The 15,230-nt window shown below is 60.7% G+C and carries 14 protein-coding genes and 3 pseudogenes; 4 read left to right on the top strand and 13 right to left on the bottom strand.

The annotated features are described in order from the left end of the window. The first annotated feature begins 288 nt into the window (after nt 1-288). Both WDM24_RS43540 and WDM24_RS43545 read left to right on the top strand, forming a co-directional pair. Nucleotides 289-597, top strand: a complete 309-nt coding sequence (locus WDM24_RS43540; RefSeq protein ID WP_224944639.1) for a hypothetical protein — start codon at nt 289-291, stop codon at nt 595-597. 135 nt (nt 598-732) lie between these two features. Further along, nucleotides 733-921 (top strand): hypothetical protein, encoded by a 189-nt coding sequence (locus tag WDM24_RS43545; protein WP_224944638.1) that lies wholly within the window; start codon nt 733-735, stop codon nt 919-921. Nucleotides 922-987: 66 nt separating this feature from the next. Here the strand turns inward: WDM24_RS43545 and tnpC are convergent. Beyond that, nucleotides 988-2,430 (bottom strand): annotated as a pseudogene (tnpC, locus tag WDM24_RS43550) (IS66 family transposase); the annotation flags it as partial. 111 nt (nt 2,431-2,541) lie between these two features. Continuing rightward, a pseudogene (locus WDM24_RS43555) lies at nt 2,542-3,045 on the bottom strand (ATP-binding protein); the annotation flags it as partial. Between the two features lie 306 nt (nt 3,046-3,351). On the opposite strand from WDM24_RS43555, the gene WDM24_RS43560 reads away from it, so the two are divergent. After that, complete coding sequence (locus WDM24_RS43560; protein ID WP_207835012.1) at nt 3,352-3,540, top strand: hypothetical protein; 189 nt, start codon at nt 3,352-3,354, stop codon at nt 3,538-3,540. Continuing rightward, entirely contained in the window at nt 3,521-5,590 is a 2,070-nt protein-coding gene (locus tag WDM24_RS43565; protein ID WP_173640842.1) for a recombinase family protein, read from the top strand. Before WDM24_RS43560 ends, WDM24_RS43565 begins: the two co-directional genes overlap by 20 nt. 34 nt (nt 5,591-5,624) lie before the next feature. Here the strand turns inward: WDM24_RS43565 and WDM24_RS43570 are convergent. From WDM24_RS43570 to WDM24_RS43620, 11 genes and pseudogenes are all read right to left on the bottom strand, one after another. Beyond that, a pseudogene (locus WDM24_RS43570) lies at nt 5,625-5,972 on the bottom strand (ATP-binding protein); the annotation flags it as partial. Further along, nucleotides 5,969-7,501 (bottom strand): IS21 family transposase, encoded by a 1,533-nt coding sequence (gene istA / locus WDM24_RS43575; protein WP_422389058.1) that lies wholly within the window; start codon nt 7,499-7,501, stop codon nt 5,969-5,971. The gene istA and the pseudogene WDM24_RS43570, both read right to left, overlap by 4 nt. A gap of 148 nt (nt 7,502-7,649) precedes the next feature. Continuing rightward, complete coding sequence (locus WDM24_RS43580) at nt 7,650-7,838, bottom strand: hypothetical protein (RefSeq protein WP_338702274.1); 189 nt, start codon at nt 7,836-7,838, stop codon at nt 7,650-7,652. Nucleotides 7,839-7,890: 52 nt separating this feature from the next. Then, a complete protein-coding gene (tnpB, locus tag WDM24_RS43585) occupies nt 7,891-8,244 on the bottom strand; it encodes an IS66 family insertion sequence element accessory protein TnpB (RefSeq protein ID WP_166073804.1) in 354 nt (117 codons plus the stop codon). Continuing rightward, complete coding sequence (gene tnpA / locus WDM24_RS43590; protein WP_166073826.1) at nt 8,237-8,695, bottom strand: IS66-like element accessory protein TnpA; 459 nt, start codon at nt 8,693-8,695, stop codon at nt 8,237-8,239. Before tnpA ends, tnpB begins: the two co-directional genes overlap by 8 nt. A 31-nt stretch (nt 8,696-8,726) precedes the next feature. Beyond that, nucleotides 8,727-9,071: a transposase family protein gene (locus tag WDM24_RS43595; protein WP_338702159.1), complete on the bottom strand. Its 345-nt coding sequence runs from the start codon at nt 9,069-9,071 to the stop codon at nt 8,727-8,729. A 626-nt stretch (nt 9,072-9,697) separates the two neighbouring features. Then, entirely contained in the window at nt 9,698-11,854 is a 2,157-nt protein-coding gene (locus WDM24_RS43600) for a peptidase domain-containing ABC transporter (protein WP_338702161.1), read from the bottom strand. A gap of 29 nt (nt 11,855-11,883) precedes the next feature. Beyond that, nucleotides 11,884-13,047, bottom strand: a complete 1,164-nt coding sequence (locus WDM24_RS43605; RefSeq protein ID WP_166217175.1) for an HlyD family secretion protein — start codon at nt 13,045-13,047, stop codon at nt 11,884-11,886. A gap of 466 nt (nt 13,048-13,513) precedes the next feature. Next, nucleotides 13,514-13,675, bottom strand: coding sequence for a hypothetical protein (locus tag WDM24_RS43610; protein WP_208073971.1), 162 nt, complete (start codon nt 13,673-13,675; stop codon nt 13,514-13,516). 237 nt (nt 13,676-13,912) lie between these two features. Next, a complete protein-coding gene (locus WDM24_RS43615) occupies nt 13,913-14,215 on the bottom strand; it encodes a hypothetical protein (protein ID WP_175612443.1) in 303 nt (100 codons plus the stop codon). Then, entirely contained in the window at nt 14,212-14,781 is a 570-nt protein-coding gene (locus WDM24_RS43620; RefSeq protein ID WP_175612442.1) for a hypothetical protein, read from the bottom strand. The genes WDM24_RS43615 and WDM24_RS43620 overlap by 4 nt, the downstream gene beginning before the upstream one ends. Nucleotides 14,782-15,230 lie beyond the last annotated feature (449 nt).

Genomic DNA, 15,230 nt, shown 5'->3' on the forward strand with positions numbered 1-15,230 from the left:
AATTTTGGCTCGCGTATTGCCGCATTAGCGAATGTTACCCTCATGGCGCCATCGTACTGGTCGATACGACCTTGAAGGATTGGCCGCGCCAAGTGGCTTTTCCGGCTTGCTCGACGACCGGCTTGCTCGACGAGAGGGGCTGTGGGCGGGTCGGGGCCCTACATAGCCCGGGCCGTCCACAGCCCCGGGCCATGGGGCAGCGGTTGTGGCGTCGTCGAGCGGGCCCTGGGCGACCAACCGTTCGGCAGCCCTTCGTCTGAGCGCCCTCAGCAGACGTTGCACAATCGAATGCTGTCTCTTTCCGAACTCCTCGGGGTGTTTCTCGCGCAGCCGGCCGACAATTGCGAGTGCCGTCAGCTGCGGCTGCTCTGCGAGCCACGCTTCGATCGCGGCAATATGCGGGTCGAGCTTGGACGGCATGCGAACTCTGGTCTTATAGGGTCGACGAGTTCGCCGGTGTGTAGCACGCGGCTCGCCGACCGTCACGCTCTTGCCGAGCGTCTTCGCGAACGTCGCTGCGGTCGCTGGCAGGATGCTAGTGTGAGCGGGTTGCGGGCCGCGCGCCTGTCCGGCACGACGATCGACGCGATTGCCTAGTTCCTCTTGGATCGCGCGAATCTCTGCCAACAGCGCGACCGGATCGAGCGAGCGATACTGATCGCGTAGCCGTTTCTTCACGGCCGCGGTCACCTTGGGATGCGCTAAGGCACGCTCTTAGGGCGTCGATGGGAGATGATAGCGCTTGATCACTTTAGCTCCTTCGCGACGCTTCTCCTTCAGCTTGAACGACGGTTGGAAGAAGTTGATGTGGCCCATCATACGCGCCGTCTCGACGCCATCGAAGCGGCCATAGCCCATGAGGCGGCGGACGACGGCACCACTCTTCTGCTCGACAAACGCCTGATCATTCTTCTTGTGTAAGCGCGATTTTCTTCGCACGCCGGCGGTTTTGATGGATTGCCCTGGTATCGGGCGATACCGAGCCGTTCAGGCAGTGGCGGCTTTGTGGAAGTTGAAGGGCAGCAGGTCTGTAATATCGGCGTCGCCGGCGCGCTGAGGCAATTCGGTGAGGACGTGGCGCAACCACGCTAACGGCTCGACACGTGAGGCGCGGCAGGTCAGCATCAGGCTATAGACGACGGCACTGGCCTTGGCTCCGTCCACGGTATCGCTGAACAACCAACTCTTCCTGCCAGTTGCAAAAACCCTGATGTCGCGCTCCAGAAGATTGTTGTCAATCGGCATGCTGCCGTCCCCGGTGTAGCGCGTCAGATATTCCCATTGGTTTCGGGTGTAGGATACGGCGTCGCCGAGCTTGCTGTCAGGCAAGACCTTCGGGGCCATGTCATCGAGCCATACTTTGAGAGCATTGAGGATGGGGACACTATGTTGCTGGCGGAAGCGGCGAATGCAGTAGGCCTGTGTTTCACCCTTCTCCGGTATTCCGTCCCACGCCCGCCTTTCAACCCGGTAGAGCTGTTCAAAGAACCGCAGCGCTTGCTCGGGCGGACCGCCGCCCTTCTTCCTGGCTTTGAGGGCATCGACAAAGCGCCGCCGGGAGTGGGCCATGCATCCAATGTGGGTGGCCCCTTCCAGCGTGCGCCATGCGGTATAGCCGTCACTCATTACAATGCCACGGTAATCGCCGAGGAAGGCTTGCGGGTGGATTTGGCCGCGGCCCGGCTGATAATCCAGAAGAACGATCGGCTCGTGGCTGCCCTTGCCGCTGCGATAAGCCCACATGTACGATGTGCTGGTGGCCCGTTTGTCCTTCTCCTTGAGGACCTGAACCGTTGTCTCGTCGCCATGGATGAGAGGTTGTGATCTGAGCCGCAGCTTCAGGGCGTCGTAGATGCGATGCAGATGCTTCTCGCTCGAACCAATCACCCAGTGGCCCAAAGCGCCGCGGCTGACAGGAACACCTGCACGTTCGAAGGCCTGCGCCAGGCGGTAGAGCGGCGTGCCATCGACATATTTGTGAACCAGCGCGAACGCCAGCGTCGAGGGCGTGGCAACGCTGCCCGGCAATGGTTGCGGCGGCATCGGCGCGGTCACGACAGGGGCGTGGATCCCGGTGCGATCGCAATGGCGGCACGCATATTTGAAGCGCACATTCTGTAAAACCTTCGCCTTCACCTCGATATGAAGTTGCTCGGTGACAGCCTCGCCCATGCGATGCATCTGGCCACGGCAGCAAGGACACGCCTTCTGATCGTCGGACAGGTCATACTCGACGCGCTCACGAGGTAGGTTCCCCGGCAGCGGCTTGCGGCCGCGCTTCTTTCCCATTGTGTTTTCGACGGGTGGCAAGCCCGTGTCCGGAAGTTCGGCGATATTGTTCGTTTCACTGCCGGCGTCCTCCTCATCGGAGGCCTGCTCGGCTTCATTGAAGAGACGATCAACATGCTTTTCGCTGCGCGGTATAGCGCGACAATCAGGATGAGAGCGGCGCGTCAATCAAGATGAGACGAGGCGGCCGAGTCAGGAGATAATTGACGCTGGCCGCCTACTTGGCAAGCGTTGATTGACGCTGCGCGACAATCAAGCGGCGCTGCCAGCGTCAATCACAGTCTTGTCGAGTTCGTTGGGGGTCGTGTGAACAGGTGGCCGGCCTGGACCGCGCTTGCGATCGAGGGCAACTTTTCGACGGTAACTTTCGACGTTCATCTCGAGGATCGTGGCGTGGTGGACCAAACGATCGATGGCAGCCAACGTCATTGCCTGGTCCGGGAAGATACGCCCCCATTCGCCAAATGGCTGATTGGCCGTGATCAGCAGCGAGCGTCGTTCGTAGCGGGCGGCGATCAACTCGAACAGCACACTGGTTTCCGCCTGATCCTTGCTCACATATGTGATGTCGTCGAGGATCAGGAGGTCATAGCGATCGAGTTTGGCGATCGCGGACTCCAGCGCCAGCTCGCGCCGCGCGACCTGCAGCCGTTGCACCAGATCAGTGGTGCGCGCGAAGAGAACGCGCCAACCGTTCTCGACGAGAGCCAGGCCGATCGCCGTGCCGAGATGGGTCTTGCCGCCGCCCGGCGGGCCAGCGTCATAATGCCGGGTGTCTGGGATCTGAGGTTGAGATCCTCTACCCATTTCATCCGCGATGTGGAGCGTTAGTCGTCGTTGTCGCCCGCAAGCGGCTCGGGAGTGAGACGCATTTTGTTATCAGACAACCTGATGCGACGTTAACGCTTCTGCCGGCATGGATGACGGCCCCCGCCGCCGCTTCCTTCCGACTGACGGCTGATCCGCGGCTTCCGGTGGATCGTCTGCTGGAGGCGCGCGTTCTTGCCGACGCGGTCTTAGCCTCCTCTCCCAGGGAATCGTCCCAATCGCGAGGAGGCGGTCATGGCGGACGCATCACGTCGTCAGGGGGATCTTTTCGGGAGCCCTCCAAAATACAGCAGCATTCCAATCGAAGCCCACCAGCAAATGTTGGAGCTGTTGAAGGAGCTTCTGACCGAAGCACTCACCGACAGCGCGGTCGACGCAAACGACGTGAACCGGGAGGACAGCGGTGAGCAAGATCACGCCTGAGCACCTTGCTCGCCAGGCCGTCGTGTACGTTCGTCAGTCGACGGCCGACCAGGTTATCAACAACCGAGAGAGCCAGCGCCGCCAGTACGGCTTGGCCGACCGTGCGCGGCAGCTGGGCTGGAGCGAGGTGGTCGTGATCGACGATGATCTCGGTCGCTCTGGTGGCGGCACCACGCGTCCCGGGTTCGAGAAGCTGCTTGCCGCCATTTGCGAAGGGCGAGTTGGCGCTGTGGTCTCGATTGAGGCCTCTCGGCTGGCCCGCAACGGCAGGGATTGGCATACGCTCCTGGAGTTCTGCGGGCTCGTCGGAACACTGATCGCCGATGAGGACGGCGTCTATGATCCGCGCCACCCCAATGATCGCCTTCTGCTCGGCATGAAGGGCACAATGAGCGAGATGGAGCTGTCTATCTTTCGGCAGCGCTCGCTTGAAGCCTTGAAGCAGAAGGCCCGCAGGGGGGAGCTCTTCCTCAACGTTGCAATCGGTTATCTCAAAGTCTCCCACGATCGGATCGAGAAGGACCCTGATCGGCGCATTCAGGAGGCGCTCGCACTCGTGTTCACCAGGTTTGCTGAGATGCAGACACTTCGCCAGGTCCACCTGTGGTTACGGCAAGAACGAATCACTTTGCCCGCGGTCAGCCATGGCCCCGAGGGTCGCCACGTCGAGTGGAAGTTACCAGTCTACAATACGATCTATCACATCCTTACCAATCCCATCTATGCTGGCGCCTACGCCTTCGGGCGCTCGGGCAGTCGGGTGACGATCGAGGCCGGCCGCAAGAGGATCGTGCGGGGCTTCCGGCGGGAGCGCAGCGACTGGGAAGTTTTGATCAAGGATCACCATGAGGGCTACATTACGTGGGCGGAGTTCGAGAGGAATCAGCGCTTGATCACCGATAACGCCAATGGGAAGAGCTTCATGAGTCGTGGCTCGGTCCGCTGCGGCGAGGCCCTTCTTGCAGGGCTCCTTCGTTGCGGTCACTGCGGTCGCAAACTTCACGTTGCCTACAGTGGCACGCACGGCACTGTTGGGCGTTATCATTGCCGCGGTAGCCAGATCAACCATGGCGGAGATCCGTGCATCTCATTCGGCGGCCTGCGCGTGGATCGCGCAATCAGCGCGGAAGTCATCGCACGTTTGCAGCCGCTCGGTGTCAAGGCTGCGCTGGCTGCCATGGAGGCTCGCGGCCGTGAGCACGCCGAGAAGCTGCGCCAACTTGAACTGGCTCTGGAGCAAGCGCGCTATGAGGCCACTCGTGCTCGTCGGCACTATGAGGCCGTCGATCCCGACCATCGCTTGGTAGCTGGCGAGTTGGAGCGGCGTTGGAATGAACGCCTGCTGGCTGTCCGCGCGCTCGAGGATGAGCGCGGGGCGTTTTTAGCCAAGCCGGAGACGACTCTGAGCGAGGCGGATCGCGAGCGGTTACTCGCGCTTGGCTCCGATTTGGAGCGAGCCTGGAACAGCCCTGGGGCGACGCCTGCGACGCGCAAGCGGATCATCCGAACTGTGATCCGCGAGATCGTTGTGCGCGTCCACGATGAGGCGATCGAGCTTGTCATCCACTGGCAGGGCGGCGATCATACAGCACTGAAGACCAGGAAGAACCGTACGGGTCAACACCGCTGGAGGACGTCCGCGGATGCCATCGATCTCGTGCGTGTTCTGGCACGGCAGATGCCCGACAACACGATCGCGGCAGTCCTCAACCGGGCCGGCAAGTCGACGGGGCGGGGTAACAATTGGACCCGCGCCCGCGTTTGCCACTTGCGCAACCAGCAGGCTATCGCGCCCTACCGAGAGGGCGAACGCAAGGAGAGAGGAGAAATCACTCTGGATGAAGCCGCCGCAGCCTTGCAGGTCAGCCCATCGACGGTTCACCGTCTGATCGCGGAGCAGAGCTTACCTGCGCACCAGCTGTGCAAAGGCGCACCTTGGGTGATCAAAGCGCTTGATCTGGAGCAACCCGAGGTCAAGAAGGCCGCGCAGGCGCGACGCTTCCGGCGGCCGCCGTCCGACGATCTGCGCCAAAGAGAGCTTGAACTATAACGGCATAGCGAGGTGAGCAGTATGAATCGGACTCGGGTGGACCGAACAAGAGCAAATTGGCGCCGGCCTTCAACCAGGCGTCGCCAGCGGCGAGCGCCATCGCCTGTGCCTTTGATAGCATCGGCACGCTTTCGAAGTCGAAGGTGGCGAGCGTCTTGCCGGCGGGCAAACGCGCTTCCACCATGTGTCGCTCGATCCGACGGCGGGTGCGATCGGCCGCCTCGTGCTCGGCAAGGGCGGCGAGGAAGCGGGCGGCAGGCCACCCTTCCTTGTCCGACTGTGCGGCGAGCTTCGGCCAGATCGCCTTGACGCCCGGCAGGCGGAGCTCATTGAGAAGCAGCTCGACACGGGCAGCATCGACGGAGGTAGCGATACCGGTCATGCTGCCTCTCCCAGGTTCGAGCGGCCCGACATGACGCTGACGGAGGCGAGTTCATCGTAGACGTCGAGCGGCGCCAGCTTGACGGCGACACGCGGGATCGAGGCCGCCTCGGGTCGGAAGCGGTCGCGCAGCGCGGCAAGATCGGGTAACTGTCCGGCGTCCAGATCCATCGCGATCACCTCGGCGAGTTCTGCTTCGCAGGCGCGCTCGTGAGCCAGCGCCAGAAGCTCGACCGTCACCTTGCAGGCGCGCCGGTCATCACCATGCTCCCGCAAGGTCTCGAACAGACGTTTGTAAGCTGCACGCGGGAAGAGTTGGTCGCGATAAACGAGATTGAGGAGCGCCATCGGCTTGCGCCGCAGGGCATGGATGACGTGCCGGTAATCCACAACATGACCGCCCTGGCTCTCGGACACAGGCCGACCGCGCCGCAGCGTCACGACCGGCGTGACGCCAAGGAAGCATTCGAGCCGGTCGTCGAAGATGCGCACACGCAGGCGATGGCCGATCAATCTTGAAGGCACGGTGTAGAATACGCGCCGCAGGATGAAGCCGCCTGACGACGTCACCGGGATCACTTTCTCCTCGAAGTCGGTCGTGCGGCCTTTTGGCAGCGGCGCCAAGGCCTCCTTCTCGAGCGCGATCGGCTTGGCGAGGTTGGCGTTGCGCCGGCCGACAATCTCGTCGACAAAAGCCCGGTACGCATCGAGACTGGCGAACTCGCGCGTCCCCCGCAGCAACAGCGCATCTTCCAGTGCCCGCTTGAGATGGCCGTGCGCGCTCTCGATCGAGCCGTTCTCATGTGCGATGCCCGCATTGTTGCGCGTTGGCGCCATGCCATAGTGGCCCATCAGCCCGGCGTAGCGCTGCGTCAGATCCCCCCGTGCGTCGGCGGCCAGATTGCGGAATGCTGCCGACAGGCTGTCGCTGCGATGCTCCCGCGGCACGCCGCCAAGCGCCCACAGCGCGTTCTGCAAGCCCTCCGCCAGGGCGACGAAGCTTTCGCCGCCGAGCACGACATGGACATGCTCGAAGCCGGAGAACGCCAACCGGAAGTGATAGAGCCGGTGATCGAGCGGCTCACCCGCGATGGTAATACCGAGCGCGCTCACGTCGGTGAAGTCGGACAGACCCAGGCGGCCGGGCTCGTGCTGCTGGCGGAAGATCACGTCCTGTTCGGGGCCGTTGAGCGCCCGCCAGGCGTTGATGCGCCGCTCCAGCGTGCGGCGGATGTTCGGGTTCAAGTCATGATGCCGTCGGCGCAGCTCGTCCAGCACGCCGATCACGCGGATGCCGGGCGCAGCCTTCAGGATCGGAACGATCTCGGCGTCCCAATACTGCCCGAGCGGATCGGACCGGCGCCGGCCCCTCGGCGTCTTCTTCTGCGATGGCGGGCGACAATCGCCCTCGATTCGATACGCGCTTGCCTTCGAGAACCCCGCCTTGGCCGCGGCGGCCTCGGGGGACAGTGTCAGTCGGTACGTCATGTACAGCCTCATCTGGTGGTCGGTGATGTGGAGGCCAGGCAAGGCATCGATTCCCTCTTGTCGAGACGAACCAACAGCTTGCACCAGCCGCACCCGGCCGCCAGACGGGTCCAAAAACGCGCGACGCCGATGGGGACGGTCCTCCGGTCGGGCTGCGCCCTCCCTTCGGTCCGTCCCCATCGGCGCAGTCTCACCTTGATTGTCGCTGGAGTCTCACCCTGATCGCCGCCGCGCAGCGCGGCGCAAAACGATGCAGGCGTGCCAGCGCCAGTTCTTCCTCGAGCTTGGCGACGCGGTCGGCGAGTTGATGGTTCTCCGCCTGCAGCGCAGCAATGCGTGCCAACAGCACTTCAACACTCGGATCGCCGGTTCGATTCATCGAATTCTTGAATCTGAACCGTACCGACGCGTCAACCGCTCAACTCGAGAGCTCAGCCGGCAACCTGATATTGCCGCACCGGATGGCGGACCATCGCATCGATATCGATGCCGTCAAGGATCCAGTGCAATTGCTCCGTCGTCAGCGTGACGATCGCCTCCTGGCGGCGCGGCCATCGGAACCTGTCTTCGGTCAGCCGCTTCAGGACCAGTACAAAGCCGGACCGATCGAAGAACAGAAGCTTCATCCGGTCGCAACGGCGATTGCAGAACGCAAAAACCGCCGGAGTGAATGGATCGAGCGCCATCGTCTCCTGGACCAGGACCGCAAGGCTGTTGATGCCAGCCCGGAAGTCGATCGGCTCACGGTGCAGATAGACCTGCAGGTCATCGCCCAGTCTAAACATCGCCCAGCGCTCCGATGATCGCCGTCAATGCATCCACATCGCCGCATTCCAGCGCGAGCTTCACGCCATTCGGCAGCGACACGCTCACTTTGGCCGGAGAACAAAAAGCTGGAGTCCCTTTGGGTTCCGAACCACGCACTTCATCGTAAGCCGGCAAATCAACCGTCGCCACGCTGTCTTTTCGCGACAGGTCCCGCTCGGACTTCCCCTCAAGCTGAACCGGGATGAACGCCGGGCGTGAGGACGGCGGCAGCGACCTGGTCGCGCTGTGCTTCTTGATCCACTTCCGAAGGAGGTTCGCGTTGACCCCATGTTCGAGTGCAAGCCTCGATACCGAAACCCCAGGCTCAAGGCAGGCCGCGACAAGACGCTCTTTCGATGCCGCCTCGTAGCGCCGGCGACCGTTCCGGCCGACAAGCCTGACCCGCAGTTTCTGATCATCGTCGCTCATCACAAGGTGTCCACCTATTTTGGTGGACACCTCATGCATCAGGACTCTCAAAAGCAAAAGGTGCGGAGAAATTCGCGCTTACCTTCTTGTAGGCGCGCGAGCGAGTTACTTCGAGCTTCTGTTCGCGACACCATGGCACGACGACATCGTTCATGAAGGCGCTGTCGTTGTCGAAGTCCACGCCGCGCAACAGCCAGGGGAATAGGCTCTGTGCGCGGTTGATCGCCTCGACGACGAGCGAACCTTCCCGCGTCAGCAACGGCAGGCACTCCGTCCAGCCGGTGGCGACATCGACCATCGTGAGGGTCTGGATGAACGAGCCAGCCACCGACGTGCCGCCATGGGCGACCATGTCGACCTCGCCGAAGCCGGGCACCGGGCTGTTCCAGTCAGCGAACGTGCGGATCGGGACCTCGCGCCTGATTGCCGAATAGAATCCGGCACGGCGCCGCCTGAACGCCGCTCGCCGCGATCTTCACATCGACGAGCAGGCGATCGATGGTGGCGGTCCATCCCCCGACGGAAATCGACCGGCTGCGTCGCGATCCAGATCGACAACCCAAGTCCTGCGTCGCGCCTAGCAATGGCGAGCTCCTGCTCCACGGCATCGCCTGGTGCGCACGATGTGGTCATAAGATGTACGTCCGCTACAAGGGCGGTGGAGTTTCCCTTCGCCGGTTGGCGAATGCTGAGAGGGTGGTGTCGGCAGCAACGGAGCGTTACCGGTCGGCCAAACGAGGGGAGAAGGGACGGATCCTCGACGAGCTGTGCGCGACGACGGGCTGGCATCGCAAGCATGCGGTGCGCGCGCTCCGGCGACGCGAGACGGTAGGATCGGGCAAGCTCGAGACAACAAGAAAGCGAAGACGCAGATATGGCGCGACGATCAAGGACGCGCTGACGGCGCTGTGGGAGGCGTCGGATCGGGTGTGCGGCAAGCGGCTCAAGGTGATGATCCCGACCAGTGTTGCTCAGATGCACACAGCAATAACAGTAGAAATGTTAGCCGGTTCCAAGTTGTGCCCGCCACAAGCGAGCGTAAGCACCTTCAGCTGCCAGCAGATCAGGATGCCTTCCTTCCGCAACAACCCGTCCATTGTCCAGGACCACGATCTTGTCGGCCTCGCAAATGGTGCTCAGTCGATGAGAGATGGCGATGATGATCTTACCGGCCCGACGCAATTCCTCAACCACCCCTACGACAAGCGCCTCGGCGACCGAATCGAGAGAGGAGGTCGCCTCATCGAGGATCAGGATTTCCGGGTCCCGGTACAGGGCGCGAGCCAGGGCTAGACGCTGCTTCTCGCCGCCGGACAGGCGTACGCCGTTCTCGCCCAGATAGGCCTGGAAGCCACCGGGCCAGCGGTCGACCACCGACCGCAGCCCTATTTGATCGCAGATCTTCACGATCTTCTCGATGTCCGGCTCGAACTCACCAAGGGCGATGTTATCGATCACCGAGCCGGAGAACACGTCGACCGACTGCGGTACCGCAGCGACAACTTTACGCAGGGATTCAGTTGAGAGGTCCTGGAGGTCATGCGGGCCGATCCGGATACATCCACGCTCAAGCGGATAGAGATTCTGCACCAGCGCTGCAAGGGAGCTCTTGCCTGAGCCGCTTTTCCCCACCACGGCCGTCATCTCGCCTCGGCGGAAGGTGATGCTGAGATGCTGGAAAAGCTCAGGCTGCGCGCCATGGCGAAACGTGACGTTCTCCAGGCAGATATCGCCAAGTTCGGACTTGGTGGCATCGATGCTGCCACCGCTTGCCGGCTCCAGGTCGAAGATCTCGAACAGGCGATCCGCGGCGATAAACGCATCCTGAGCGATCCGATTGGTTTGGATCAGGCTGGCAACCGGCCGGGTAATATAGCCAAGCAGCGTATAGCAGGACAGTAGTTCGCCGGGCGTGACGCTCTGATCGAGGACAAGCGTCGTACCGAACCACATCAGCACGACGGTGAATAGGTTTGAGAGGAGGGTTGAGGCATTGTCTCCGAAGACCGAGATAAGGCCGGCGCTATAGACGGAGTGTAGCATCTTGATGAAGCGGGTCTCCATCTTAAGATTGGCCAGGCTCTCTATACCGAATGTCTTGATCGTGGAGACCGCTCCTAGTGATTCAACTAATTGCGCTTCCAGATCGGCGGCATTTTCCATAATGGTGCGCTGGCGCTTCCTATTCAGCCAATTGATGGTCCAATAGGCCAATAAGTATAGTGGGATAGAGGTCGCCACGACCAAGGCGATCTTCCACGAGTAGACGAACATCAGCCCGAACGAGAACAGTATCACGAGCACGTTAACCACCATGGTGATCGAGACGTCGTTCAGGAAGCTTCTGATCTTCATTGCGTCGTTCATACGGGAGACGATTTCACCTATACGCATGCTGTCGAAAAACTTCTGAGGCAGGCTCAGGACGTGATCGTAATAGCCGAGGATCAAGCAGACATCGATCTTCTGTCCCGTTTGCAGGAGGAGCCGATTTCTGAGGAGATTGATCAGAGTCTGCGGCAGCAGGATCAGCAGCATGGCGACACTCATCAGGTTGAGTAGGTTGTGGTTGCCCGCTGCGATCACATGATCGACGATCTTCTGGACGTAGATAGCCGTTGAGAGGCCAAGGATCGTCGTCACCAGTGACCCGATGAGAGCCTGCGCCATCAGCTCCCTATGTGGCGCAAGCAGACGGGCGAAGCGGACGAAGGATGAGGTTGTCTCGTCGCGGCGCTGGAATATGTCTGCCGGAACCAAAAGCACTAAGACGCCAGTCCATTGCATCTTAAATTCCTGGTGCGACAACTTGCGGATTTCGCCATAGGCCGGGTCCATGACGATGATCGACCGGCGGTCGATCGCCTGTATGACGACGAAGTGGTGTAGGACCTCCTTAACGACTAAATGCGCGATGGCGGGCTTGGGAATCTTGTAAAGGCTGTCGAACCCACCCTTCACCCCTTTGGCGATGAAGCCTAGCTGTTGAGCCGCCTGCATGAGGCCCGACACCGTGGTGCCGGAGCGGCCGGTCGACGCATACTGGCGGATGCGTGACAATGGCAGCTTGTAGCCATAGAAAGCTGCGACGGAAGCAAGACTGGCGGCTCCGCAATCCGTGGCGTCGCGCTGTTTGTACTTGATGACGTTACTCGACATTGACGCTCACTGTTTCTGAAGAGGAAGAATTAACCGCCTGCAAGGAGCGGATTGAGCCAATCGTCGACCTCATTGTAGAAGAGTTGAAGGAGGCTGCGGTCGGCCACGAGGAAGCGGGCTCGCACGGTCATGCCTTTTTTCAACTGACCGATGACTCCGTTCTTGAGCGTGAGATGACTGGCAGAGAGCGCGCAGCGGACCTTAAAGATCGGGCTTTTATCGTGGAGGGTGAAGTCCTGGGCCACGTTGAGCACTGTCGCCTCTAGAACGCCCCATTGATTGTAGTTGAAGGCATCCACCTGGAGCCGCACTGACTGGCCGGTTCGCACGAAGCCAATGTCGTTGGGGGAGACGTAGATCTCCGCCACCAGTTCGCCATCCGGCGAGACGCGAGCGACAGTTTGCCCCGCCTGGACGTAGCCACCAGGGGTGAGGCCGGAGAATTGCTCTAGAGCACCGGACACGGGAGCTCGAATCCGGGTCAGATCTCGTTCGTTCTCGAGCTGATGCAAGCTGGCAGTGAGTTCCTTCAAGCGCAGATTCGTGTCGAAGAGCTGTTGGTTCCACTCGGCGGCTTTGCGCCGGGCGAGGATCTCGCCTTTGACCTCAATGCTCTGGAGAGCGAAAGCCCGTTCGTCGACCGCCTTTGCGGGCGCTGCAGCAACGGAGAGCAGCCGCTTGGCGCGCTCGAGTTCTGCCGCGGCGTTACTGCGGGCATATTCATTCTCCCGCAGCAGGTTCAGAAAATGCAGCCGCTCGGCCGTGGCGGACTCGGTCAGCAGCTGGATCGGGTCCTTGGCTTCTGTTCCGGAGGAGATTAGGGTCTCAAGGTCACGGGCTAGATCGCCCTTGGCGCGAATTTCGCCTGTAACTGCTCTGAGCTTCTCCTCAACCACCACGGCATCGAGGGTGAGGATCTCTTGCCCCAGGGCAACCACATCGTTCTCAACGGCAAGGATACGCGAAATGCGCCCTGAGACGGGCGCGATCAGGGGAGTCTTCTCGATGGTGGGACGAATGGTGCCGGCGCTTTGAACAGAGACCGTTACGGTAATGAGTGGCAACGCCACCAATGCGGCGACCACAGAAAGCACAATGATCTTGTAAATGAGAAAAGATCGTCCTGATTGCCGGGAGAGGATGCTTTCGGCCGTGTAGCTCACAATTTCAGGAGGAAGTAAGATATTGGTCATTGTTCGATTATGTCACAAGGTTTGCAATCGTTAATTTGGTAGCGAAACTGCCAGTCTGCACCATGCGACGTCAGGCGGTTGCGCATCTAACTCGCTTCAGATGCAAGTGCGGCGGATGACAGCTGCCACGCAGCCATAGCCGCGAGTGCAGTTGCGACAACTACTCCCTCCGGAAGGTTCAGATGCTTCTTCAACTGTTAATTCAGCCACATCTCAGGCTTCATGGCTCCCCTCTTTCCAGATGGTAAGCACCGTCAGCGATGCCGATTGGCGGGCTTCGGCCTCCGCCGCCGGTCGAGATTAGTCATCTTGAGGTCGCGAGCAAGATCGGCCTTCGCGCGAATCTGGCCTCTACGACGCATCCGAACGGTTGTTCCCGATGGAGTTCTCATGTTACGAGGGCATAAGAATAAGCCTGCCAGCGAACGCGATTTATGATCGCGTCTCTGGCAGGCTTGTAGTCAGTTTACATCAACCCTCTATCCCCGGCGGGGGGCAGGGGATTGGCATCAATGGTTCCGCCACCCGGCGGCGGCTCAAAAATGATACATTTGTCGCCTCCCGACGTTGAACATGCTTCTTCGAGAGTCAGTTCAGTTACATCATAGTCCGACATGTCGCTTTTCATTTCTTGACTCCTTTTCCGTGAGGACGGTCAGCGGCCGCTGCCGTCACGAAATGACGTCTTCAATGTTCGTGCCAGTTGCACAGGATGAACTCCAAAAGCCGCTCTCCATTTTGTTCAGTGACTTGGCTGAGCGCGTGGTGGCAGACTCTGAATGATCGTGTTGCGACCGCGACAAATCGACAAAGATAACGCCAAAACGACATATCTCGCTCGGCTGGTTGCTCACCGGTTGTCGTGCTATAAGGGCCGAGCAGTTCGGACAACATCCTTGCCCATCCCAAGGCGCTCGGCAGGCGGGAAGTGGGAGTTATCATTCGCCGAACTGAAGAGTTGGCGCAGCGCCCCTTCCATCCATAGCTCGGATTTTTTGTCGATCGCGTCCCGAACAAATTGCCGCAGGGCCGGCAAGCCGGACTGCAAGCCGCGCAGTTTATGAAGCAACAGATCCGCATGGAGCATGCGGAAATGGAGGTCGTCCGGCATCACGGCGACAGCCTCTTCGACGGCCGAAAGCGCCTTCGCCCAATCCCCGGCCTTCAACGCGGGCGGCCAAGGGTCCTGACCGCGTCGTTTGGTTGTTCACTGCATCTAATCTCCGCAATGCGGTGCGGCAGTTCATTGGTGACAAAATCGCTGAGCAGGCCAAGCGAGCGTTTTCGCTGCCGGCCAGCAATGCTAACGCACTTGTACGAAAATAGCCCCTGCGCCGGGTGCGGCGACTGCTCGCGAGTGGAAATGGAGAAATTCGCGGTGAGCTGAACGGGTGGGTTGGTATTCATCTGGTCTGCTTCCGGGGCGCATATACTCAGCAGCGCGTTGCAATAAAGCGCGAACGACAGCGCGTCGGGGATCGGCGGTGGGGCACGCCCCACCGTGTCCAGGCCGAGGGGCGCGCGCATGGTCGCATTCTGCCGACAGGCCTGCGCCATCATCGATGGCGACAGCCTGATACCATTGAGGAAGTCCAGCAGGTCTTGCTCCACTGGCGCCAAGGCAATCTCGGAATCGAGCCTCGCAGCCAATCGTTCGTGAAACTTGACCAATGCCTGGCTTGCGGGCTCGAGCCTCCGGCCGCGCAGTGAACTGGGGTACGGCGCGATCTCCAACTGCGGTTGACCCTGCTTGCCCTTCTCTTTAATTACAGGCTCACCCCCAACGTCATAAAGCGCGCATGCCTTGTGTGGATCTGGCTGGGCCGTCCTTCAATTTGGAACTGAAAACGAAGCTTGGCATCACGGCATCACGCGAGACTTTCGATGATTGGAGCCGCTCCGATGCGGCCGCAAAGAGCCCGTCACCGCGATAGAGTCCCACCACGATACAGATCGAATTCTAAGCCGAATAGTGGCTTCCGTAAGCTGCAACTTCTTGTAGTTGACCGCCCTTCGGGCCGAATCGCTCCAGATCAACGTCCTCTCGATCAGAGCGTGTGTCTGCATCTTGCCGCTTGCTGAAACCGTTCACCAGGTTCGCAAGGTCTTGCTCAGCAAAACGAGCGAGCCGGCGACGCGACGTTGGTACTTTGCCCATTGGGCTCGTCGGCGAGCTACCTCGG

The sequence above is a fragment of the Bradyrhizobium sp. 27S5 genome (assembly GCF_037217225.1).
Classification (GTDB): Bacteria; Pseudomonadota; Alphaproteobacteria; order Rhizobiales; family Xanthobacteraceae; genus Bradyrhizobium; species Bradyrhizobium septentrionale.

What these genes read in the sequence shown, in the direction of transcription:
- WDM24_RS43540 (WP_224944639.1), top strand. Translation starts at nt 289, where the DNA reads ATGCTGTCTCTTTCCGAACTCCTCGGGGTGTTTCTCGCGCAGCCGGCC.
- tnpA (WP_166073826.1), bottom strand. Translation starts at nt 8,695, where the DNA reads ATGAGCGACGATGATCAGAAACTGCGGGTCAGGCTTGTCGGCCGGAAC.
- WDM24_RS43560 (WP_207835012.1), top strand. Translation starts at nt 3,352, where the DNA reads ATGGCGGACGCATCACGTCGTCAGGGGGATCTTTTCGGGAGCCCTCCA.
- WDM24_RS43580 (WP_338702274.1), bottom strand. Translation starts at nt 7,838, where the DNA reads ATGAATCGAACCGGCGATCCGAGTGTTGAAGTGCTGTTGGCACGCATT.
- tnpB (WP_166073804.1), bottom strand. Translation starts at nt 8,244, where the DNA reads ATGTTTAGACTGGGCGATGACCTGCAGGTCTATCTGCACCGTGAGCCG.
- WDM24_RS43605 (WP_166217175.1), bottom strand. Translation starts at nt 13,047, where the DNA reads ATGACCAATATCTTACTTCCTCCTGAAATTGTGAGCTACACGGCCGAA.
- WDM24_RS43610 (WP_208073971.1), bottom strand. Translation starts at nt 13,675, where the DNA reads ATGAAAAGCGACATGTCGGACTATGATGTAACTGAACTGACTCTCGAA.
- WDM24_RS43545 (WP_224944638.1), top strand. Translation starts at nt 733, where the DNA reads ATGATAGCGCTTGATCACTTTAGCTCCTTCGCGACGCTTCTCCTTCAG.
- WDM24_RS43600 (WP_338702161.1), bottom strand. Translation starts at nt 11,854, where the DNA reads ATGTCGAGTAACGTCATCAAGTACAAACAGCGCGACGCCACGGATTGC.